This window comes from Streptomyces zinciresistens K42 (assembly GCF_000225525.1).
Classification (GTDB): Bacteria; Actinomycetota; Actinomycetes; order Streptomycetales; family Streptomycetaceae; genus Streptomyces; species Streptomyces zinciresistens.
The window spans coordinates 1-20752 of sequence record NZ_AGBF01000123.1 but is presented as its reverse complement, the minus strand read 5'-3'; the positions used below and the strand labels follow the sequence as shown (position 1 = coordinate 20752).

Genomic DNA, 20752 nt, shown 5'->3' with positions numbered 1-20752 from the left:
CACGAACCCGCGCGCGGCAGCCGAGAATCCCGCTCCAGGTCAACGCCCTCCAGGCGCTGTGCCGCCAGGTCCTCGGCTTCCGGCTCGCCATGATCGCCCTGTCCGCGCCCCCGGCCCTGCTCAACGCCACCCCCGGCCTCGGCACCCGCCTGGTGGGCGCGGCCGTCGTGATCACCTTCATGGGCTCCTACGCCCTCTTCCGCGACTGGGAGCGCTTCGGCCCCCTCCTGCTGCGCCACCCCAGCCTCCTCGCGCTGGACACCCTCCTCACCTCGCTGCTCCTGGTCTCCGCGGGCCCGGACACCACGCTCGCCTACGTCAGCGTGTGCACCCCGCTGCTGGCCGGCATCGTCTACGGCCACCGGGGCGCGGCCGCCTTCGCGAGCGCGCAGTCCCTGATCCTCCTGCTGGCCTACGCGATCGACACCGACGCCCGCTCGGCAGGCGTCGCCGACAAGCTCCTGCTGCCGGGGCTGTGCGTGATCACCGGCGCGTTCGGCTCGTCGCTGCGGGCCCTCATGCTCCGCTTCGGCACGGCGACCGAGGCGCTGACGGCCGTCCGGGCCCGGCTCGCCGTCACCCAGGCCGTCGGCGCCGAACGGGCCCGCCTCGCCCGCGAGATGCACGACTCGGTGGCCAAGACCCTGCACGGGGTGGCGCTGGCCGCCGACGGACTGGCCCGCTCGGCCACCTCCGAGGCCATGGACCCGGCCCGCATCCGGCAGCAGGCGGAACTGGTCGCCCGCTCGGCCCGCCGCGCCGCCGCCGAGTCCCGTGAACTCCTCGCGGACCTGCGCCGCGAGTCCGACCCCGACCGCGCGACGGACGTGGGCCCGCTCCTGGCCTCGCGCGCGGCCGACTTCACCGCCCGCACCGGCCTCGCCACGACCTTCGACCGCACCGGGGACACCCCCGCGCCGCCCGTCCCGCCCGCCGTGGCACGCCAGTTGCTCACCATCGCCGCCGAGGCCATGGACAACGCCCACCGGCACGCCGACGCCGGGCGCGTCGACGTGCGCTGGGGCGTGCGGGACGCGGCGCTGTGCCTGACGGTTTCGGACGACGGGCGCGGTCTGCCGCCCGGCACCACACTGGAACAGCTGCGCCGCACCGGCCACTTCGGCCTCCTCGGCATGGCCGAGCGCGCCGCCTCGACAGGAGCCCGCATCCACTTCGGCACGGGCGAGAACGCCCGCGGCACGGAGGTCCGCCTGGAACTGCCCCTCGCGGCCCTCACGACGACGGAGGCGACCCCATGAACCCCGCGACACCCCCGCCGCCCCTGCGCCTGGTGGTGGCCGACGACAACCCCGTGGTCCGCGCCGGGCTGACGGCCCTGCTGTCCGCCCACGCGGACCTGACGGTGGTGGCCGAGGCGGCCGACGGCCGGGAGGCCCACGAGGCGGCCCGCCGCCACCGCCCCGACGTCATCCTCCTGGACGTCCGGATGCCCGGCACGGACGGCCTCACGGCCCTGCCGCACCTGGCGCGCATCGCGCCGGTGGTGATGCTGACGTACAGCGGGGAGTCGGAGACGGTCCGCGAGGCGCTGCGCCTGGGCGCCTCGGGCTATCTGGTGCACGGCGAGTTCACCCCGGGCGAACTGGTGGCGGCGGTCAGGGAGATCGAACGGGGAGGGTCCCCGCTCACCGCCGCGGCGGCACTGGCCCTCACCGATTCGCTCGCGCAAGCAAACGGCCAACTCGCAACTGTTACAGGGAATTCAACCGAATCGCTTTCGCAAGTGCAACCGCTTGTGGGAGAGTCTGCGTCATACAGGTCACGGTTCCGGCTGAGCAGGAGGGAGGCGGAGATCATGGAACTCATCGCGTCCGGCATGAACAACCAGCAGATCGCCGCCGCCTGTTTCATCACCGAGAAGACCGTCAAGAATCACATCAACCGGATCTTCGCCAAACTCCACAGCACCAGCAGGGCCCAGGCCGCGGCCAAGTGGCTTGGTACGGCGCCGGGTTCACAGCCGGAACGGAGCTGAGGGGCGATGACGGGACGACGCTTTTCGGACATAGCCCGGAATTGGGCCCTGGGACCCTCTGGCGTTCCGGGTGTTCACGCTTACGTTTCTCCCGAGAGCGCGCGACGCTCGCCGGACACCGGAGGGGAACACCATGAGCAACTGGATCAACACCACCGTCGCCCACCTGCGTTCCCGCACCCGACGCAGCGACGCGGGCCAGACGGCGGTGGAGTATCTGGGCATCATCGCGGTGGTGGTGGCGATCGTGCTGGCTATTACGGGGACGGACATCGGCAACACGATTTACACGGCGATCACGGACAAGATCGCCGAGGTTACCGGCGGTTGATTCGGCGATCCGTCAGGCGCGGTGACGCAGGGCAGGCCTTCCCCATCTACATCGTGGTGGTGGCGGGCCTGCTCTTTCTCGCGTTCGCCTACCTGGCGGTCGGCCAGGCCGCGGCCAACAGGAACGGAGCTCAGACCGCCGCCGACGCCGCGGCGCTGGCGGCAGCACAGGAGACCCGGGACCGGCTCGCCGGCGACTGGCTCGCGGTCCTGCGCGATCCGGCGAAGTGGGAGGACATCCTCGTCGGGGACACCGCGGTCTTCGACGGGTGCCCGCGGGCCGGCGATCTGGCGGCCCGGAACGACGCCACGGTGCTCAGCTGCGGCCCGGCGGGACTGCTGGGCTACAAGGTGGACGTCGAGACGAACAAGACCGTGGGTGACTCGGTCGTGCCCGGCACGGAGAGCATCAGGTCGTCGGCCTCCGCCACGGCTGTGATCGACGCCCTCTGCACGTTCGACCCGCCCCGTGAGGACGCCGGTGCCGGGGAGGAACCACTGCCACTCCCGCAGCTCACCTGCGACGACGTCACGTGGAACCCTGATCCGGGTGACCCGACCACGCTTCCCGAAGCCAAGGATCTCTTCGACGTCCACCTCTCCGACTGACAAGCGAGTGACGAATGACGAAGGAAGCAGGGGCATGAGCGTTCGGTTCACCACGAAGGCCCGCAGGGTGATGGTCGGGACGACCGTTGCGGCCGCACTGGCCCTCGGCGTGGCCGGCTGCGGCAGCGGAGGTGGGGGTGCAGACGACACCAAACCGCCGAAATCCAACTCGACCTCCAAGGACGGTGGCTCCCAGCCGAGTGCTCAGGAAGGACAGTCCGAGACTCCCATGGCGGAGATGAAGGGGTCGGCCGGACTGCTGCTGCAGATCACCTCGGCGGCAAGGGACTCAGGGGGCTTTCTCACCGTCAGCGGGACGCTGAAGAACGACGGCGCCGAAAGGATCACCGTGCCGCCGGCCGTGCGCGGGGACGAGACCGAGATCCTGCGACACGGTATGTCCTTCGGCGGTGCCACCCTGGTGGACGGCAAGAACAAGAAGCGGTACTACGTGCTGCGCGACACCGAGGGACGGCCGCTGACCACGACGGGGTTCAGTTCGCTCAAGGCCGGTGAGGCGCTCGCCGTCTTCATCCAGTTCCCATCACCTCCCACGAAGGCCGCCGAACTGACCCTGCAAGTACCCACATTCGCCTCCGCCACCATCCAGATCTCCGGATGAGGCGCCCCATGACCCGCCTCTCCTTCTCCCTCGGCTCCCTCGGCGTCGCCACGGTCATGGTCGCCACGAACCTCCTCGGCGTCACCTCGGCGCAGGCCGACGACGACCCCAGCGTCCCCCCCGGCACCGAGGCATCCGCCGCCGCGCCCGTCGAGGTGGACGCCAACGATCCCGATCTGAAGCTGCCCGAGGGCGCCACCCTCGCCTCCGCCAAGGTGCTGGACATCAAGCAGGTCGTGGAGGACCAGGCAGGCGAGGAGCGCCGGGAGGACACCAACGCGGACGTGAAGTTCGCCCTCCAGGCGGAGGTGCTGTTCCCCAAGAACAGCGCCCGGCTCACCGGTGAGGCCAAGGCCCGGATCACCTCGATCGCGCAGGAGATCGGGAAGCAGAACGCCACCCGCATCCGCGTCTTCGGCTTCACCGACAACCTGGGTTCCGCGGTCTCCGGCGACATCCTGTCCCGCAAGCGCGCGAACGCCGTGCAGGGCGTCCTGGACGCGGAGCTGAAGGACTCCTCCGTCACCTACGAGGTCCGCGGGTACGGCGAGCAGTACCCGATCTCCTCCAACGCCACCGAGGCCGGCCGCAAGAAGAACCGCAGGGTGGAGGTGTCGTTCCCGCGCACCGGCGGCTGACCCCCAAGGGGGACGCTGCCGCCCGGGTCGCCCGCGGCCGTTCCGCGCACCGACCGCCGACCCCGTGGCGCGCGGCGGCTCAGGGCGCCTCGGGCTCGACGGTCACCCGCGCCCCCGCCCGCAGCCCCCACTCCGCCATGACCCCGGCCCCCGCCTCCAGCACATGGCGCGAGCGCGGCCGGGGCAGCCCCAGCCGTCCCGGGCGCATCGTGCGTACGGCGACGACCCGCAGGGAGCGGTCGAGGTAGGCGACGTCGATCGGGACGCGCATGCCGAAGGTGTGGACGCTGCCCGCCGGGGTGAGGAGGATCGCCCCGTCCACGCCGTCCCTGCCGAGCAGACCGCGGGTGCGGGCACGGTAGGACGCCGCGATCTCCAGCGGCACCCGCACGCCCGCACCGGCCCCCGGCTCCCCGTACACCGTCAGGGTTCCCCGCCCGTCCCGCCACCGCCGTCCCACAGCCGGTTCCTCCCCGCCTCACCCGGCCCACGCGCCACCGGTGTCCGATCGCCGCACATGCGGGTAGGAAGACTCCCATGACCGGACTCGGCGCGGTGTTCCGCCCCCAACTCGCCCCCGAACGACTTCGATCCGTCGCCAGGCTCGCCGACGACACCGGCCTGGAGGAGCTCTGGCTCTGGGAGGACTGCTTCCGCGAGGGAGGCATCTCCGCCGCCGCGGCCGCGCTCGCCTGGACCGAGCGCGTCAAGGTCGGCATCGGGCTGCTGCCGGTGCCCCTGCGGAACGTCGCGCTCACCGCCATGGAGGCCGCCACCCTGCACCGCATGTTCCCCGGGCGGCCCGTGCTCGCCCTCGGCCACGGCGTACAGGACTGGATGGGGCAGGTCGGCGCGCGGGCCGAGTCGCCGATGACCCTGCTGCGGGAGCACCTCGACGCGCTGCGCGCCCTGCTGCGCGGCGAGCGCGTGAGCGTGCGGGGCCGGTATGTCCGGCTCGACGACGTGGCGCTCGACTGGCCGCCCGCCGCTCCGGCGCCCGTGATCGCCGGAGTCACCGGTCCCCGCTCGCTGCGGCTGTCCGGTGAGGCCGCCGACGGCACGCTCCTCACGGCCTCCACCCCGCCGGACGGGGTACGCGCGGCCCGGCGCCTCGTCGACGAGGGACGGGCCGCGGCCGGGCGGACCGACCCGCATCAGGTCGTCGTGTACCTCCTCGCCGCCACCGGCCCCGACGCCGCCTCGCGGCTGCGGGCCGACCTCGCCGCCGAGGGCGACGCCGCCGTGCCGGACCTCGGCGTCGCCGGGGACGCGGGCGCGGTGGCTGAGGCCGTACGGCGGCTCGCCGACGCCGGCGCGGACACCGTGGTCCTCCAGCCCACCGCGGACGAGCCCGACCCGGAGGGCTTCGTACGCTTCGTGGCCGAGGAGGTGCGCCCGCTGGTGCCGTAGCGGCGCGCCAGCGGCGTCGCCGGGGCCGGGGAGGGCTTCGCCGGGAGCCCTCCCCGGCCCTCCCCGGCCCCGACACTCCCCGACCCTCCCCGGTCCTCCTCTCCCCGACCGCCCGCTCAGCCCGGCCGGTGCGTCCCGGCGGCGCCGTCCAGCAGTTCCCGGAGGATGTCCATGTGGCCCGCGTGCCGCGCGGTCTCCTCGACCATGTGGACGAGCACCCACCGCAGCGACACCTCTTCGTCCCGCCACGCCGGCTTCCGCCGGTCGGTCAGGGCCCGCTCGGCGATCACGCGGTCGGACGCCGCCCGCGCCCGCGCGTAGAAGTCGGTGATCTGCCGTGTCGTCTCGCCCTGGTCCGCCCGCATGTCCTCGTCGCTGTAGGGGTCGAACCACAGCGGCTCCACCTCGCCGCCGAACGTCTCGGCGAACCAGCCGTACTCCACCGAGCCGAGGTGTTTGACCAGGCCCAGCAGGGAGGTGCCGGACGGGGTCATCGGCCGGCGCAGCCGCTCGTCGTCCAGCCCCTCCAGCTTCCACAGCACGGCGTCGCGGTGCCGGTCGAGGCTCGCCCGCAGGGTCTCCTTCTCGTCCGCCGTGTACGCCGAGGGCGCCGGGTCCTTCGCATCCTTCGCGTCCGTCATGGCGGAGAAAACTAGCAGCGGCCACTGACAGTGTCCTGCGACCCTGTCCATATGGGACGGGACGGCGGATCGTTCGAGGAACTGGTGGCCGAGGGCGCGGCGGTGCCCACGCGGGGCTGGGACTTCTCGTGGTTCGCGGGCCGGGCCACCGAGGCGCGGCCCAGCTGGGGGTACGCCGTCTCCCTGGCCGGCCGGCTGGCCGGGGCCCGCGCCGCGCTGGACCTCCAGACCGGGGGAGGCGAGGTCCTGGACTTCGCTCTCGGCCGGGCTCCGAAGGCCCCCGTGCTGATGGTGGCGACCGAGGGATGGCCGCCGAACGTCGCCAGGGCCGCCGCGCTGCTCGCGCCGCGCGGCGTCGCCGTGGCCGCCTCGCCCGAGGAGGCCCCGCTGCCCTTCGCCGACGCCTCCTTCGACCTCGTGACGAGCCGTCATCCGGTGCGGGCGCCGTGGGCCGAGATCGTCCGTGTACTGCGCCCCGGCGGCGGCTACTTCGCCCAGCACGTCGGGCCCCGCAGCGCCTTCGAACTCGTCGAGTTCTTCCTCGGGCCGCAGTCCGAGGAGGCCCGCGCGGCCCGCCACCCCGACCGCGAGCGCGCCGAGGCCGAGGCGGCCGGGCTGGAGATCACCGGCCTGCGCGCGGAGGAACTGCGCATGGAGTTCCACGACATCGCGGCCGTGGTGCACTTCCTGCGCAAGGTGATCTGGCTGGTGCCCGGCTTCACCGTCGAGGCGTACCGGCCCCGGCTGCGCGCACTGCACGAACGGCTCTGCACCGACGGTCCCTTCGTCGCCCACAGCACCCGCCACCTCGTCGAGGCCCGCAGGCCCGCGGCCTGAGCCCGGCCGCCGTCCCCCGGCCGGCGTCCCCGGTCGGTCACCGCGGCCACTCCGCACCAGGGTGCAAACCGTGCATTTGCTCCCATGAAGCCCCGCTGCCCCTGCGTAGTCCAGGAATCCCGCGCGTTTTCCACATCGTTATGGCGACCGGGCTCGATTTCCGCACGGGTGTCACGTACGTTCAGACGAGGCAATTCGCGTGCGCAAAGCTGCGCGGTGGTACCGCGCGGTGGAGGGGGCCGCGCGGTGCCGTGCCGCCGGACGGGCCGCCGCCGGACTCACGCGCGATGCGGCGGGTCGCCCGCCCCTCCGAACCGCTTCCCGTCCGAACCGCTACCCGGCCCGTCAAGTCGACGTGCGCGACCGGGTCACCCCTGGGAGGGACGCGCATCCCGGCCGTCCGGGCGGCGCGCCAAATGGCAGAACCTCCTCCGTAACGGTCCGCCTTCCGCCCGTTTTCGCAGGTGGAAGACGTTTGATCGGTCGCGAACAGCTCTCGCGGAGGCGTTTCCGGGGTCGTTTTCCCGTCGCCGGATGACTGCGGAGAGTAGTTGTGTCGCGCCGATGCACGCAGCATCACTCACGAAGGGTTATGGTGGAAACCCCCCCTCGGGCCGGTCCGTATCCCCCCCACGGACCGGCCCGTTTTTTCTTGCCCCGCGCCGCCCGCGCCGCCGACGCCGCCCGTGCACCTCGCCCCACCCTTCCTGCACCTCGCCCCATCATCTCCCGCACCCGCGCGCACCCGCGCACCTCGCCCCACCCCTCCCGCGCCTCTCCCCGCCATCTCCCGCGCCCGCGCGTCAGCGCCGTCCGCGCTGCCCGCCCCCCGGTGCGTGAGGGGCGCGCAGGGCCCCGTGGGACGCCCGGGGGACGGGTGAAGCGTCACGGCCCGCCCCCGTCCCCGCTCCCCACGCCGGTCCGCCTTTCCCGCCTTCCCCCGCGGGGCCGCCCCCGGCGTCCGCGGGGGTAGGCTTCGCCCCCGGGGACCGCCATACGGACAGGGACCGCCCTCGACCGCGCCGCGACCACCGCCGCGCACCACCCTCGCGACCCACCGCGACCACGCCGGTGCCGCGCCTGTCCGATCCGTACGGAGGGGCTGACACACACGTGAACCTGCGCGACAAGCTGCGCGGCCTGCTGGTCAGGCTGTACGCACGCCGGGTCGAGGGCCGTCTGGACCACGCTCAGGTGCCCAAGCACATCGGCGTGATCATGGACGGCAACCGCCGCTGGGCCAGGGCCGCGGGCTCCTCCACCCTGCACGGCCACCGGGCCGGTGCCGAGAAGATCGGGGAGTTCCTCGGCTGGTGCACCGAGACGGACGTCGAGGTCGTCACCCTCTGGCTGCTGTCGACCGACAACTTCGACCGGCCGCAGGAGGAACTCGTCCCGCTGCTCGGGATCATCGAGGACGTCGTCCGCTCCCTCGCCGCCGACGGACGCTGGCGGGTCCACCACGTCGGCACGCCCGACCTGCTGCCCGCCCCGATGCAGACCACGCTGAAGGAGGCCGAGGAGGCCACCACCCACGTCGACGGGATACTGGTCAACGTGGCCATCGGGTACGGCGGCCGCCAGGAGATCGCCGACGCCGTGCGCTCGATGATCGTCGACGCCCACGACAAGGGCACCTCCATGGCGGACCTCGCCGACTCCGTCAGCGTCGACCTGATCGGCCGCCACCTCTACACCGGCGCCCAGCCCGACCCCGACCTCGTCATCCGCACCAGCGGCGAGCAGCGGCTGTCCGGTTTCATGCTGTGGCAGACGGCCCACTCGGAGTACTACTTCTGTGAGGTCTTCTGGCCGGCCTTCCGCAAGGTCGACTTCCTGCGCGCCCTGCGCGACTACGCCGCACGGCACCGCCGCTACGGCGGCTGACCCCGCCACCCGGACGAGGGCTCCGGGACGGACGTCACGAGGAGTTCACCGGCGCGCCGTCCCGTGCGTCGGCATGGCGGCGCGTGTTCGAGGGCATAGACCAAGCAGGTCGACACCCGAACCACGGGTGTCGTATCTCAGCGGACGGCGCCGGAGCCGTCCGCCCGGGAGGCCCTTTTGCACCAGCCCGACCGTGCGGTGACGGCACGGAGGAAGCAGTGGAGGGCCGGTCCCCGGCCCGTGCCGGGCGTGCACCGAGGCCGACGACCGGTCCAGCTCCACTCCGTCGCTCCCCGACCTCATCCGAGGGGGTACGTCCTTCCGTGGTGACCAGCACAAAGCGCCACAAGCCCGACCGGCGCACCTACGTTCTCGACACCAGCGTCCTGCTGGCCGACCCCAACGCCCTGACCCGCTTCGACGAGCACGAGGTCGTGCTCCCCATCGTCGTGGTGACGGAACTGGAGGCCAAGCGGCACCATCCCGAACTCGGCTACTTCGCCCGGCAGGCGCTGCGCCTGCTCGACGACTTCCGGGTGAAGCATGGCCGTCTCGACGCCCCCATCCCGACCGGGGACCTCGGCGGGACCGTCCGTGTCGAGCTCAACCACTCGGACCCCAGCGTGCTGCCCAGCGGCTACCGCCTGGGGGACAACGACTCCCGTATCCTCGCGGTCGCCCGCAACCTGCAGGCCGAGGGGCTCGACGTGACCGTCGTGTCCAAGGACCTGCCGCTCAGGATCAAGGCCTCGTCGGTCGGCCTCCTCGCCGAGGAGTACCGCGCCGAACTGGCCATCACGGACTCCTCCGGCTGGACCGGGATGTCCGAACTGACCCTGCCGGGCGAACAGGTGGACATCCTCTTCGAGGAAGGACGCATCCACGTCCCCGAGGCCGCCGGCCTTCCGGTGCACACCGGACTGACGATCCACTCCGAGCGCGGCAAGGCCCTCGGGCGCATCGCCCCCGACGGCAACGTCCGCCTGGTGCGCGGCGATCGGGAGGCGTTCGGCATCAAGGGCCGCAGCGCCGAGCAGCGGATCGCGCTCGACCTGCTGCTCGACCCGGACGTCGGGATCGTGTCCATGGGCGGCCGGGCCGGCACCGGCAAGTCGGCGCTCGCGCTGTGCGCGGGTCTGGAGGCGGTGCTGGAGCGCCGTCAGCACCAGAAGGTGATGGTCTTCCGGCCGCTGTACGCGGTGGGCGGGCAGGAACTCGGCTATCTGCCGGGCACCGAGGCCGAGAAGATGAGCCCCTGGGCGCAGGCGGTCTTCGACACGCTGTCCGCGGTCACCAGCCGCGACGTCATCGAGGAGGTCACCGCGCGCGGGATGCTGGAGGTCCTGCCCCTCACCCACATCCGCGGACGCTCCCTGCACGACGCGTTCGTCATCGTGGACGAGGCGCAGTCCCTGGAGCGCAACGTCCTGCTGACCGTGCTGTCGCGGATCGGGGCCAACTCTCGGGTGGTCCTCACCCATGACGTGGCGCAGCGGGACAACCTGCGTGTCGGACGCTACGACGGTGTCGTCGCCGTCGTGGAGAAGCTGAAGGGCCACCCCCTCTTCGCCCACGTCACGCTGACGCGGTCCGAGAGGTCCCAGATCGCCGCCCTTGTGACCGAAATGCTGGAGGACGGGCAGATCTGACCCGAGTGCTCAACTTGCGGTAGCTACTCGTTGGTTGGCGCCGTCCGGAAAGGCCAAGAGCCTAGTCGGGCGGCGCCTCGGCGTGTGTGGTTTTACGGAAAACATCTGGAGCGAACGAGGTGTGAGCTTTCACACGCAACACAGAATTGCCTTGCGGCGTCCGGGTGCGGCAGAGTCTCACTCCTGTCAGGCCCCGCATACGACACCTCTGTACCGCCAGCGGTACGGCACCACAGCAGCACCACCAACTGCATAGCGACGTCGTATGCCGCCCGAGTCACCACGCGGCGCTCCCGTGCAGGGAGTTGCCCACCGGGTCCGTGCCTCCCGTGACCGCGCAGTGGGGAGGCCAGCGCCAGGGGCACGATCGCGTCCGCCAGGGTCACCGAAGCGGGCGACGCTGGAAGGAAACCGTGTGAGTCCGATTTCGGTCAGGGGATTCGCAGTGGCCTCGGCCACCGCGGTCACCGCTGTCGGAAGCGTCGTCGGTGTTGCCTCGGGCAGCATCGCACAGACCAACGACGCCGAGACGACGGCAGCCGATTCGACGCTCCTCGCGGACATACCCGCAGGCCAGCAGGCCCAGGTGCAGACCGAGTCGCTGGCCGCGCAGGCGGACGTCCAGGCCATCGCTGCCGACGTGAGCGCGAAGAAGGACGCCGAGGCGTCGGCCCGCAAGGCCGCCGCCGAGAGCGCGATCGCGAAGAAGAAGGCCGCCGACAAGGCGGTCCAGGAGGCCAAGGAGCGCGAGAAGGCCGAGGAGGCCGCCAGCCGCAGCGCCCGGAGCGCCTCCGCACTGGTCGGCAGCTCCTCCACGAACTACTCCACCGCCGCCATCCAGTCGATGGCGCGGCAGGTCGTGGCCGCGGACCAGTGGAGCTGCTTCAGCAACATCGTGACGCGCGAGTCCGGCTGGAACTACAAGGCCGTCAACCCCTCCTCGGGCGCCTACGGTCTCTTCCAGGCGCTGCCCGGCTCCAAGATGTCCTCGGTCGGCGCCGACTGGCAGACCAACCCCGCCACGCAGATCAAGTGGGGCCTGAACTACATGAACGGCCGCTACGGCAGCCCGTGCGAGGCCTGGACCTTCTGGCAGGCCAACAACTGGTACTGAGCCGGCCGCGGCCCCCGCTCGACCTCGCGCAGCCCCTCACCGTCCTTCGGTGAGGGGCTTTCGCGCTTCCGCGCCCGCGGACCTGTACGGTCGGACGCGACCACTCCGGGGGAGTGGTGCGTGAAGACGGGGGAAGAGGACGAACCATGTCGCGAGTGCCAGGATGGCTCGGCCGGGTCGGTGCCGGACTGACCGAGATGAGTGAGCGGTTGAACGAGCGCCGCGCCGAGGTGGAGCGCGGGAGCACCGGCCCGCGGACCGCGCACGGCACGGACGCCGCCGGCACCCCGGCGCCGGACGCCGGCCAGGTGCCCCGGCCCGCCGGCCACCCGCCCGCCCACCCCGTACCGCGCCCCGACCCCACCCAGGCCGTGCCCTGGGGCGTACGGGTCGCGGCCGAGGCGGGCTGGCGGCTGCTGGTGCTCGCCGGCACCGTCTGGGTGCTGATGCGGGTCATCAGCGCGGTCCAGCTCGTCGTGCTGGCCTTCGTCATCGCCCTGCTGCTCACCGCGCTGATGCAGCCCTCGGTGGCGTGGCTGACCCGGCGGCGCGTGCCCCGCGGGCTCGCCACCGCGCTGACCGCGGTCCTCGGGTTCGTCGTCATCGGGCTGATGGGCTGGTTCGTGACCTGGCAGGTCATGGAGAACATCGACAACCTCTCCGACCAGATCCAGGACGGCATCGACGAACTGCGCAAGTGGCTGCTCAACAGCCCCTTCCACGTCACCGACAAGCAGATCAACGAGATCGCCGAGAGCCTGCGCAACGCGGTCGGCGCCAACACCGAGGAGATCACCTCGGCGGGCCTGGAGGGCGTCACGGTCATCGTGGAGGCGCTCACCGGCATCCTGCTGGCGGCCTTCTCCACCCTGTTCCTGCTCTACGACGGCAAGCGGATCTGGAACTGGACGCTCAAGCTGGTCCCCGCCGCCGCCCGTCCGGGTGTCGCGGGCGCCGGGCCGCGGGCCTGGGCGACGCTGACGGCGTATGTGCGCGGCACCGTCGTGGTCGCCCTGATCGACGCCGTCTTCATCGGCATCGGCATCTACTTCCTGGACGTCCCCATGGCCGTCCCGCTCGCCGTCTTCATCTTCCTGTTCTCCTTCATCCCCCTGGTCGGCGCGGTCGCCTCCGGCGCGCTGGCGGTGGTCGTGGCCCTGGTGACGCAGGGCGTGTTCACCGCCGTGATGACGCTGGGCGTGGTCCTCGCGGTGCAGCAGATCGAGGGCCACGTCCTGCAGCCGTTCATCCTGGGCCGCGCCGTGCGGGTCCATCCCCTCGCGGTCGTGCTGGCGGTGGCGGCCGGCGGCATGGTGGCCGGGATCGGCGGCGCGGTGGTCGCCGTACCGCTGGTGGCGGTGTCGAACACGATCGTCGGCTATCTGCGGGCGCACGCGCAGGAGGCGCACGCACTGCCCGTGCCGGCGCCCGCCCCGGCCGTTTCCCCGCCGCCGCAGCCCCAGGAGGCGGCGGCCGCCGGGACCGCGGGCGCGCTGTCCGGCGACACCCCGGAGAACGCCGAAAGCCCCGCCCACCAGGGGTGAACGGGGCCCGCGGCACGCTCAGAGCTACTCCGCGAGGACGGCCTCGGCGTCCAGTGTGACGCCGACGGCCTGGATCACGGAAGCGATCTTGAACGCCTCCTGGACGACCTCGCGGCCGACGCCCGCCTTGCGCAGCACCTGCTCGTGCGAGTCCAGGCACAGGCCGCAGCCGTTGATGGCGGACACCGCGAACGACCACAGCTCGAAGTCGGCCTTGTCGACGCCGGGGTTGCCGATGACGTTCATCCGCAGGCCCGCGCGCAGGGTGCCGTACTCGTGGTCGGACAGCAGGTGCCGGGTGCGGTAGAAGACGTTGTTCATCGCCATCACGGCGGCGGCGGACTTGGCCGCCTCGAACGCCTCCGGCGTGAGGTGGGTCCTCGCCTCGGGCGCCAGCTCGCGCAGCACGATCGGGGAGCGGGAGGCGATCGCGGTCGCGAGGACCGTGCCCCACAGCTGCTGGGCCGGGAGGTCCGAATTGCCGATGACCGAGCCCAGGTTGAGCTTCAGGTCCTTGGCGTAGTCCGGTATCCGGGACTTCAGGGAGTCGAGCGGCATACGGTCACTCTCCCGCGAGCAGCTTGACCGGGTCCAGGGTGCTCTCGCCCTTGGTCCAGTTGCACGGGCAGAGCTCGTCCGTCTGGAGGGCGTCCAGGACCCGCAGGACCTCCTTGGGGTTACGGCCGACGGAGCCGGCGGTCACCATGGAGAACTGGATCTCGTTGTTCTGGTCGACGATGAACACCGCGCGCTTGGCGAAGCCGTCCTCGCCCTCGATGCCGAGGTCGCGCATGAGCTCGTGCCTGGAGTCGGCCATCATCGGGAACGGCAGGTCGCGCAGGTCGTCGTGGTCCTTGCGCCAGGCGTGGTGGACGAACTCCGAGTCACCGGAGAAGCCGAGCACCTGCGCGTCGCGGTCGGCGAACTCCTCGTTCAGCTTGCCGAAGGCCGCGATCTCGGTGGGGCAGACGAAGGTGAAGTCCTTCGGCCACGCGAAGACGATCTTCCACTTGCCCTCGTACGTCTTGTGGTCGATCGTCTCGAACTCCCGGCCCTTCTCCAGCGAGACGCAGGCGGTCAGTTCGAACGCGGGGAACTTGTCACCGACAGTGAGCACAGGCTCTCCTTGCAGCGAGGAGACACCCGATCGGTACAGGTGTCTCCCTTGGGTTGGACCTTACTGATCCTGGCACAGGCTGCATTGATACGGGAAATAGCTACACTCGGTCGGGTTGATCGGAGAGTGCTATCAGTGACCGTGAGTAAGAGGAGGCTGCCCAGCCTCGCCCAGCTGCGCGCCTTCGCCGCGGTCGCCGAGCACCTGCACTTCCGGGACGCGGCCGCCGCGCTCGGCATCAGCCAGCCCGCCCTGTCCGGAGCCGTCTGCGCCCTGGAGGAGTCACTCGGAGTGACCCTGGTGGAGCGTACGACGCGCAAGGTGCTGCTCTCGCCCGCGGGGGAGCGGCTGGCCGTGCGGGCCGTGGCCGTCCTCGCGGAGGTCGGAGCGCTGCTGGAGGAGGCCGAGGCGGTCCGGGCCCCGTTCACCGGCGCCCTGCGGCTCGGCGTCATCCCCACCGTCGCCCCCTACCTGCTGCCCACCGTGCTGCGCCTCGCGCACGACCGGTACCCGGACCTCGATCTCCAGGTCCACGAGGAGCAGACCGCGCGCCTGGTGGAGGGACTGACCGCGGGCCGACTGGACCTGCTGCTGCTCGCGGTCCCCCTCGGGATGCCCGCAGTGCGCGAACTCCCCCTGTTCGACGAGGACTTCGTGCTCGTCACCCCGCTCGGTCACCCCCTCGGCGGCCGGGAGGAGCTGCCCCGCGAGGTGCTGGGGGAGCTGAACCTGCTGCTGCTCGACGAGGGGCACTGCCTGCGCGACCAGGCGCTGGACATCTGCCGGGAGGCCGGGCTGGGCTTCAAGGGTGCGGGACGCTCGGGGGCGCCGGGCGGCGGGCGCGCGGGGGCGCCGGTGACCACCACGGCCGCCGGGCTGTCCACCCTCGTCCAGCTCGTCGCGGGCGGCCTGGGCTGCACCCTGCTGCCGCGCACCGCCCTGAAGCTGGAGACGGCCCGCAGCAGCAGGCTGCTGACCGGCTACTTCGCCGCCCCGGCCCCCACCCGCCGCATCGCCCTCGCCATGCGCGCGGGCGCGGCCCGCGGCGGGGAGTACGAGGAGCTGGCGGCGGCCCTGCGCGAGGCCCTGCGGCCGCTGCCCGTACGGCTGCTGGGGGCCGGCGCCTGAGCGGCCGGCCCCCGGTCCGCGCTCACTCCGTGCGCAGCCCGTCCGGCCGCATCAGCCGCAGCAGCGGCGGCAGGCTGCACAGGGTGACGGCGACGACGACGCCCGCCCCGACGGCCGCCATCGACAGCACGCTCCACCAGTCCACGACCACCGGCGTCGCCGTCATCCGCAGCAGGACCACGCCCAGCGTCAGACCCACCGCCAGGGACAGCACCAGGCCGAGCGCGATCGGGATGGCCGTCTGCCACAGCACCGACAGGCTCAGTGTGCGCCGCCGGGTGCCGAAGGCGACCAGCGCCGACAGCAGCTTCTTGCGGTCGCGCAACTGCTCCAGCTGGGAGACCAGCAGGCTCGCGCCGATCAGGGCGAGAACGGCCACGGCGCCGACGAACAGGCCGGAGCGGATGGCGCCGTAGCGTTCGGAGGTCTGCGTGGCGTACCAGTTCATCGGCTGCGACAGCGGGTCGACGGCCGCGGCGGTGTTGCGGACGAGGTCGCCGGCGTCCGGCACCGAGGCGTCGAGCGCGAGGTAGACCTGGCCCCGCAGGGCCGTCGCGGCGGTCGCGGAGAGCGCCTTCGGCGTGACGAGGAAACCGCCGCGCTCCCCGCCCGTCAGGTCCTCGCGCGAGCCGGCCTCCTTCATACCGGACGGGATCTGCCACGGGATCTCCCGGCTCCGGGGAGCCCCGGAGTAGGTCGGGTCGAGGTACAGCGTCCGGCCGGGCCGCTTCGCCATCTTCAGGGCGTTCTCGTCCAGGTCCGCGTTCCCCACGTAGAACACGTCGCCGTCGCGGCACGAGGGCAGCGCGGCCGCCTGGCGCAGCGACGCGCAGTCGCCGACGGTCATCCCGATCCCGATGTCGGGGTCCTTGCGCCGGTCGCCCAGGGTGCCCTCGGCGTAGGCGTAGACCGTGCGGACGCCCTTGGTGTCCCGGAACTCGCGTACCGCCGGGGCGAGTTGCGCGTTGCGGGAGAGCGACACCTGCATCTGCACCCGCTGGACGTCGTTGCCGGAGGACTTCGTGTAGTCGCTCTCCACCCCGGCGAACAGCATCTGCAGGGCGATGGCCCCGGCGATGGCGACGGCGACGCCGTTGACCATGCGGGCCGCGGTGCCACTGCTCAACTGGAGCCTGCGCACGGCGAGCTGCCAGGCGACACCGCCCCCGCCCAACCGGGAGACGACCGACTCCACGGCCCAGGGCAGCAGGGTGGCGACGCCGATGAGCAGCAGCAGCACACCGCCGATGACCAGGTACTCGTTGAAGTTGCCGCTGTCGCGGCCCTGGCCGACCATCGGCCACAGCATCCCGAGGCCGGCGAGCGGCAGCAGCAGCCGCCACCACAGCCGGCGCCGGGTGGGCTTGGCCGTCCGCACCACGCCGAGCGGTTCGATGACCACGCCGCGCATCGCGAACATCGTGACCAGCACGGCCGCCGCCGGGACGGCGAGGCCCACCAGCAGGGCCAGCGCGGGGGAGGGATCGAGGTAGCTCGGGAAGACGCTGATGCCGAACACCTCGACCGAGCCCGCGACCTGGCGGCCTATCAGGAAGAAGGCGGTGCCGAAGACCAGGCCGAGCACGGCCCCCGCCATGGCCTCACCGGCCGCGATCCGGCGGACCATGTACCCGTCGGAGCCCACCAGCCGCAGCGCGGCCAGACGCCGGTCGCGCCGTTCGCCGCCGAAGCGCACGGCCGCGGCGATGAAGACGGCGACCGGCATCAGCAGCACCGCGAAGACCACGAGGACCAGCAGCAGGAGGACCGGATCGGTGGCCTGTTCGGGGGGGCTCGTGTCCCCGAACCGGTCGATGCGGGCCACCCGGGCGCCGTCGATGTTCCCCGCCAGCCCCTCGCCGCCCCGGTAGAAGGCGAGTTCGTGCGAGCCGATCAGCCCGCTCTCCCCGATGGTGCCGACGATCCGGCCGGGCAGCCGCTCCCTCAGCAGCCGGGCGTCGGAGGACTCCAGCAGCTCCTTCAGCGCGGGGGAGACGACCATCTCGCCCGCGGCGGGGAACGTGTCGAGCCCCGGCGGCAGGGGTGCCTTCGCGCCCTCGCGCTCCAGGGCCCGGCCGCGGATGTCCTTGCTCCGCCAGTCCGTGTCGATGTTCGCCACGAGCAGGCTGCGGTCGGACGCCCTGAGGTCCATCCGGCTGTAGTCGACGTCGTCGCGGGCGCTCTCCCGCTCGCGCCGGACGGACTGCATGCTGGGCACCGCCGTGGTGAGCAGCAGCAGCGCCACCCCGAGCCCGACGCCGACGGCCGTCAGCAGGGCGCGCACCCACCCCTCGCGCCCGCCGGCGAGGGCGAACCGGACACCCATCCCGAGGTCCCTGGCCCACCCCCCGATCCGCGACGGCGCGGGAGCGGAGCGCTGTCCCCCCTCTGCGCTCATACGGCGCGCTCCATGTCCCGGGACTTGCCGTCGCGCACGACGATCTCGCGGTCGGAGTAGGCGGCCACCCGCGCCTCGTGCGTCACCAGCACGACGGCGGCGCTGGTGGAGCGGGCCGCGTCGGTCAGCAGCTCCATCACGCGCTCGCCGTTGAGGGAGTCGAGCGCGCCGGTCGGCTCGTCGGCGAACAGCACGCGCGGTTCGGTGACCAGCGCGCGGGCGACGGCGACCCGCTGCCCCTGGCCGCCGGAGACCTCGCCGGGCCGCTTCCTGCCGATGTCGTCGACCTCCAGGCGCTGCATCCAGGCCAGGGCTGCGCGCTCGGCCTCCTTGCGGGAGGTGCCGTTCAGTCGCAGCGGCAGGGCGACGTTCTCGACGCAGGTCAGCTCCGGCACGAGCTGACCGAACTGGAAGACGAAGCCGAAGTCCGAACGCCGCAGCGCGCTGCGCCGGGCGTCGCTCATGGTGGCGAGGTCGGCCCCGTCGTAGAGGATGGAGCCCGAGTCGGGCGGCACGATGCCGGCGAGGCAGTGCAGCAGGGTGGACTTGCCCGAGCCGGAGGGCCCCATCACCGCGACGACCTCGCCGGGGTGGATGGAGAACCCGGCGCCGTCGAGGGCCAGGGTCGGGCCGTACGCCTTGCGCAGGTTCTCGGCCGTGAGCAGGGAACCGGGGGGCGGGGTCACTTGACCACCACCTCCGCCAGCTTGTCGAGCCGTGCCGCGGTGAGTTCCAGCCAGCGCAGGTCCGCCTCCAGATGGAACAGGGCGTGGTCGCAGATCAGCTGGTCGGCCAGGTCGCCCTTGCGCTTGCGGTCGGTGAGGATCCGCATCAGCCGCAGGTGCTCGGCCCGCTGGGTGTCGAGGATGTCGGCGGCGTCGCGCCGGGTGAGCAGGGCGAGGACGACCTTGGTGTAGAGGGTCGACTGGAGGTACGGCTCCGGCTTCTCGGGCGTCGCGAGCCACGTCTGCACGTCGGTGACGCCGGCGTCGGTGATCGCGTACCGCTTGCGCTCGGGCCCGCCGCCGGGCTCGATCCCGTCGACCTCGACGAGCCCGTTCTTCAGCAGGCGGGACATCGTCGAATAGACCTGGCCGTAGTGCAGCGGCCGGTCGTGACCGAACTTCTCGTCGAAGGCCCGCTTGAGGTCGTAACCGTGGCGGGGGCCCGATTCCAGGAGCCCTAGAAGGGTGTGACCGATGGACATGCCGATGACTCTACACAGTGTGTATACGTGCGATGTATACACAGGGTGTGTAGATGGTGGCGGCGGGTGCCGAGGCCCAGGTGGGGGCCTGTTGTCACGGTTTCGCTACGAACCGGAGTCGCCGGGCGGGCGCCCGCGGCGCGGGATGGGCCGGGTCTCCTTCGGCAGCCGGCCCGCGTCCGCCAGCGCCTTGCGCAGCAGGAACTCGATCTGCGCGTTGGCCGAGCGCAGTTCGTCACCGGCCCAGCGCGCCAGCGCCTCGTGCACCGCCGGGTCGAGCCGCAGCAGTACCTGCTTGCGCTGCGGCCGACCGTGCGGGCCCGGACCCTCGGGGGGAGCCGTCACTGGTAGAGCGTCCCGGTGTTGAGGACCGGCTGCGGGGCGCGGTCGCCGCACAGCACCACCATCAGGTTCGACACCATCGCCGCCTTGCGCTCCTCGTCCAGCTCCACGATGTCCTGCTCGGCGATCCGCGCGAGCGCCGCCTCGACCATGCCCACCGCCCCGTCGACGATCTGCCGCCGGGCGGCCACGACCGCGCCGGCCTGCTGGCGCTGGAGCATCGCGGAGGCGATCTCCGGAGCGTACGCGAGATGCGTGAAGCGCGACTCGATGATCTGGACGCCGGCCGCCTCCACGCGGGCGTGGAGTTCGGCGGCGAGCTTCTCGGTGATCTCCTCGGCGTTGCCCCGCAGTGACAGGCCGGCCTCGTCGTGGGCGTCGTAGGGGTACTCGATGGCGATGTGCCGCACCGCCGCCTCGGTCTGGGTGGAGACGAACTCCAGGAAGTCGTCCACCTCGAACGTGGCCTGCGCGGTGTCCTCGACCCGCCACACCACGACCGCGGCCAGCTCGATCGGGTTGCCGTAGGCGTCGTTGACCTTGAGGACGGCCGTCTCGTGGTTGCGGACCCGGGTGGAGACCTTCGTGCGCGCGGTGAAGGGGTTCACCCAGCGCAGCCCGTCCTGCCGGATCGTGCCCCGGTAGCGCCCGAAGAGCTGGACGACCCGCGCCTCGCCGGGCGCGACCATGTTCAGCCCGGACATGGCCAGCAGTGCGGCGACGCCGACCAGGACGCCGGAGACGATCAGCGCCGCCTTGCCGCCCGCCCCCGCGACGGCGGTGGCGCTCACGATCAGAGCGGTGCTCACCAGCAGCCCCGCGAGCCCGAGCAGCAGGGCGAGTCCGCCGCCGATGCTCTGGGCCGGGAACTCCCGCACCCGCGGCGCGGGCATCTCGGGGACGTCGGGTGTCCCCGGGGTGAGGTGCGTCGTGTCCTTCGTGGCGTTCGACATGGGTTGTTTCCCCGTTTCCTCCGGAAGCCGGACCGAGTCGTCGGCGGCGACTTCACTAGCGTGCTTCTAGCTAACTGATATCAGATTACCCCGTCCGGGCAACCTTACGCACCCCTGAGCCGTCGGTTCCGTCGGGGGCGGGTGCTGATTGTCACGTCCCCAAAAGCCCGGATCGGACGTCCTTTGTCACGACTTCCGGTGTTAGTTTTCTGAGCTGACCTGAGCGACGAACCTGTGTGGCGGGAGCGCACACGCGAGCGAAGCGGAGCAGAGCGGACCCATGGGACGAGCGGAAGAAAGACGAGCACGGCAGCGCGCCGGCCGCCGCGC

At 72.1% G+C, this 20752-nt stretch carries 22 protein-coding genes; 13 read left to right on the top strand and 9 right to left on the bottom strand.

The window, feature by feature from the left end:
* The 6 genes from SZN_RS25835 to SZN_RS25810 all read left to right on the top strand — a co-directional run.
* Window positions 1-1259, top strand: a 1259-nt coding sequence (locus SZN_RS25835; protein ID WP_007500471.1) for a sensor histidine kinase, incomplete at its 5' end; no start/stop codon positions are given.
* Window positions 1256-1996: a response regulator gene (locus tag SZN_RS25830; protein ID WP_007500469.1), complete on the top strand. Its 741-nt coding sequence runs from the start codon at window positions 1256-1258 to the stop codon at window positions 1994-1996. The genes SZN_RS25835 and SZN_RS25830, both read left to right, overlap by 4 nt.
* A 133-nt stretch (window positions 1997-2129) precedes the next feature.
* Window positions 2130-2327, top strand: coding sequence for a hypothetical protein (locus SZN_RS25825; protein WP_007500467.1), 198 nt, complete (start codon window positions 2130-2132; stop codon window positions 2325-2327).
* Window positions 2327-2935 (top strand): pilus assembly protein TadG-related protein, encoded by a 609-nt coding sequence (locus tag SZN_RS25820; protein WP_043733077.1) that lies wholly within the window; start codon window positions 2327-2329, stop codon window positions 2933-2935. Before SZN_RS25825 ends, SZN_RS25820 begins: the two co-directional genes overlap by 1 nt.
* Before the next feature lie 34 nt (window positions 2936-2969).
* Complete coding sequence (locus tag SZN_RS25815; protein ID WP_043733071.1) at window positions 2970-3557, top strand: hypothetical protein; 588 nt, start codon at window positions 2970-2972, stop codon at window positions 3555-3557.
* 8 nt (window positions 3558-3565) lie between these two features.
* Window positions 3566-4195, top strand: coding sequence for an OmpA family protein (locus SZN_RS25810; RefSeq protein WP_007500460.1), 630 nt, complete (start codon window positions 3566-3568; stop codon window positions 4193-4195).
* Between the two features lie 79 nt (window positions 4196-4274).
* Here the strand turns inward: SZN_RS25810 and SZN_RS25805 are convergent, their stop codons facing one another.
* Window positions 4275-4655: a DUF192 domain-containing protein gene (locus SZN_RS25805; protein WP_007500458.1), complete on the bottom strand. Its 381-nt coding sequence runs from the start codon at window positions 4653-4655 to the stop codon at window positions 4275-4277.
* A gap of 77 nt (window positions 4656-4732) precedes the next feature.
* Between SZN_RS25805 and SZN_RS25800 the strand changes: the two genes are divergently transcribed.
* Entirely contained in the window at window positions 4733-5605 is an 873-nt protein-coding gene (locus SZN_RS25800) for an LLM class flavin-dependent oxidoreductase (protein WP_007500456.1), read from the top strand.
* Between the two features lie 116 nt (window positions 5606-5721).
* Here the strand turns inward: SZN_RS25800 and SZN_RS25795 are convergent, their stop codons facing one another.
* Window positions 5722-6246 carry a DinB family protein gene (locus tag SZN_RS25795; protein WP_007500454.1) on the bottom strand — a complete coding sequence of 175 codons (525 nt, stop codon included), beginning with the start codon at window positions 6244-6246 and terminating at the stop codon, window positions 5722-5724.
* A gap of 51 nt (window positions 6247-6297) precedes the next feature.
* On the opposite strand from SZN_RS25795, the gene SZN_RS25790 reads away from it, so the two are divergent.
* From SZN_RS25790 to SZN_RS25770, 5 genes are all read left to right on the top strand, one after another.
* A complete protein-coding gene (locus SZN_RS25790) occupies window positions 6298-7083 on the top strand; it encodes a methyltransferase domain-containing protein (protein WP_007500451.1) in 786 nt (261 codons plus the stop codon).
* 1113 nt (window positions 7084-8196) lie between these two features.
* Window positions 8197-8970: an isoprenyl transferase gene (locus SZN_RS25785; RefSeq protein ID WP_007500449.1), complete on the top strand. Its 774-nt coding sequence runs from the start codon at window positions 8197-8199 to the stop codon at window positions 8968-8970.
* A gap of 323 nt (window positions 8971-9293) precedes the next feature.
* The gene (gene phoH2, locus SZN_RS25780; protein ID WP_007500448.1) at window positions 9294-10619 is read left to right on the top strand and encodes an RNA 5'-3' helicase PhoH2; all 1326 of its coding nucleotides are present in this window, start codon (window positions 9294-9296) and stop codon (window positions 10617-10619) included.
* Between the two features lie 415 nt (window positions 10620-11034).
* Window positions 11035-11733 carry an aggregation-promoting factor C-terminal-like domain-containing protein gene (locus SZN_RS25775; RefSeq protein WP_244313416.1) on the top strand — a complete coding sequence of 233 codons (699 nt, stop codon included), beginning with the start codon at window positions 11035-11037 and terminating at the stop codon, window positions 11731-11733.
* Between the two features lie 146 nt (window positions 11734-11879).
* Window positions 11880-13277: an AI-2E family transporter gene (locus SZN_RS25770; protein WP_078508942.1), complete on the top strand. Its 1398-nt coding sequence runs from the start codon at window positions 11880-11882 to the stop codon at window positions 13275-13277.
* A gap of 24 nt (window positions 13278-13301) precedes the next feature.
* Here the strand turns inward: SZN_RS25770 and SZN_RS25765 are convergent, their stop codons facing one another.
* Window positions 13302-13835 carry an alkyl hydroperoxide reductase gene (locus SZN_RS25765; RefSeq protein WP_007500443.1) on the bottom strand — a complete coding sequence of 178 codons (534 nt, stop codon included), beginning with the start codon at window positions 13833-13835 and terminating at the stop codon, window positions 13302-13304.
* A 4-nt stretch (window positions 13836-13839) separates the two neighbouring features.
* Window positions 13840-14394: a peroxiredoxin gene (locus SZN_RS25760; RefSeq protein ID WP_007500441.1), complete on the bottom strand. Its 555-nt coding sequence runs from the start codon at window positions 14392-14394 to the stop codon at window positions 13840-13842.
* A gap of 135 nt (window positions 14395-14529) precedes the next feature.
* Between SZN_RS25760 and SZN_RS25755 the strand changes: the two genes are divergently transcribed.
* Window positions 14530-15522 carry a LysR substrate-binding domain-containing protein gene (locus SZN_RS25755; RefSeq protein WP_007500439.1) on the top strand — a complete coding sequence of 331 codons (993 nt, stop codon included), beginning with the start codon at window positions 14530-14532 and terminating at the stop codon, window positions 15520-15522.
* A 22-nt stretch (window positions 15523-15544) separates the two neighbouring features.
* On the opposite strand, the gene SZN_RS25750 is transcribed toward SZN_RS25755, so the two are convergent.
* From SZN_RS25750 to SZN_RS25730, 5 genes are all read right to left on the bottom strand, one after another.
* Window positions 15545-17848 (bottom strand): ABC transporter permease, encoded by a 2304-nt coding sequence (locus tag SZN_RS25750; protein WP_007500436.1) that lies wholly within the window; start codon window positions 17846-17848, stop codon window positions 15545-15547.
* Window positions 17849-17916: 68 nt separating this feature from the next.
* Window positions 17917-18606, bottom strand: coding sequence for an ABC transporter ATP-binding protein (locus tag SZN_RS25745; protein WP_007500435.1), 690 nt, complete (start codon window positions 18604-18606; stop codon window positions 17917-17919).
* A complete protein-coding gene (locus SZN_RS25740; protein ID WP_007500432.1) occupies window positions 18603-19127 on the bottom strand; it encodes a PadR family transcriptional regulator in 525 nt (174 codons plus the stop codon). The genes SZN_RS25745 and SZN_RS25740 overlap by 4 nt, the downstream gene beginning before the upstream one ends.
* Before the next feature lie 105 nt (window positions 19128-19232).
* A complete protein-coding gene (locus SZN_RS25735; RefSeq protein WP_007500430.1) occupies window positions 19233-19472 on the bottom strand; it encodes a type II toxin-antitoxin system antitoxin in 240 nt (79 codons plus the stop codon).
* The gene (locus SZN_RS25730; RefSeq protein WP_007500428.1) at window positions 19469-20422 is read right to left on the bottom strand and encodes an SPFH domain-containing protein; all 954 of its coding nucleotides are present in this window, start codon (window positions 20420-20422) and stop codon (window positions 19469-19471) included. Before SZN_RS25730 ends, SZN_RS25735 begins: the two co-directional genes overlap by 4 nt.
* Window positions 20423-20752 lie beyond the last annotated feature (330 nt).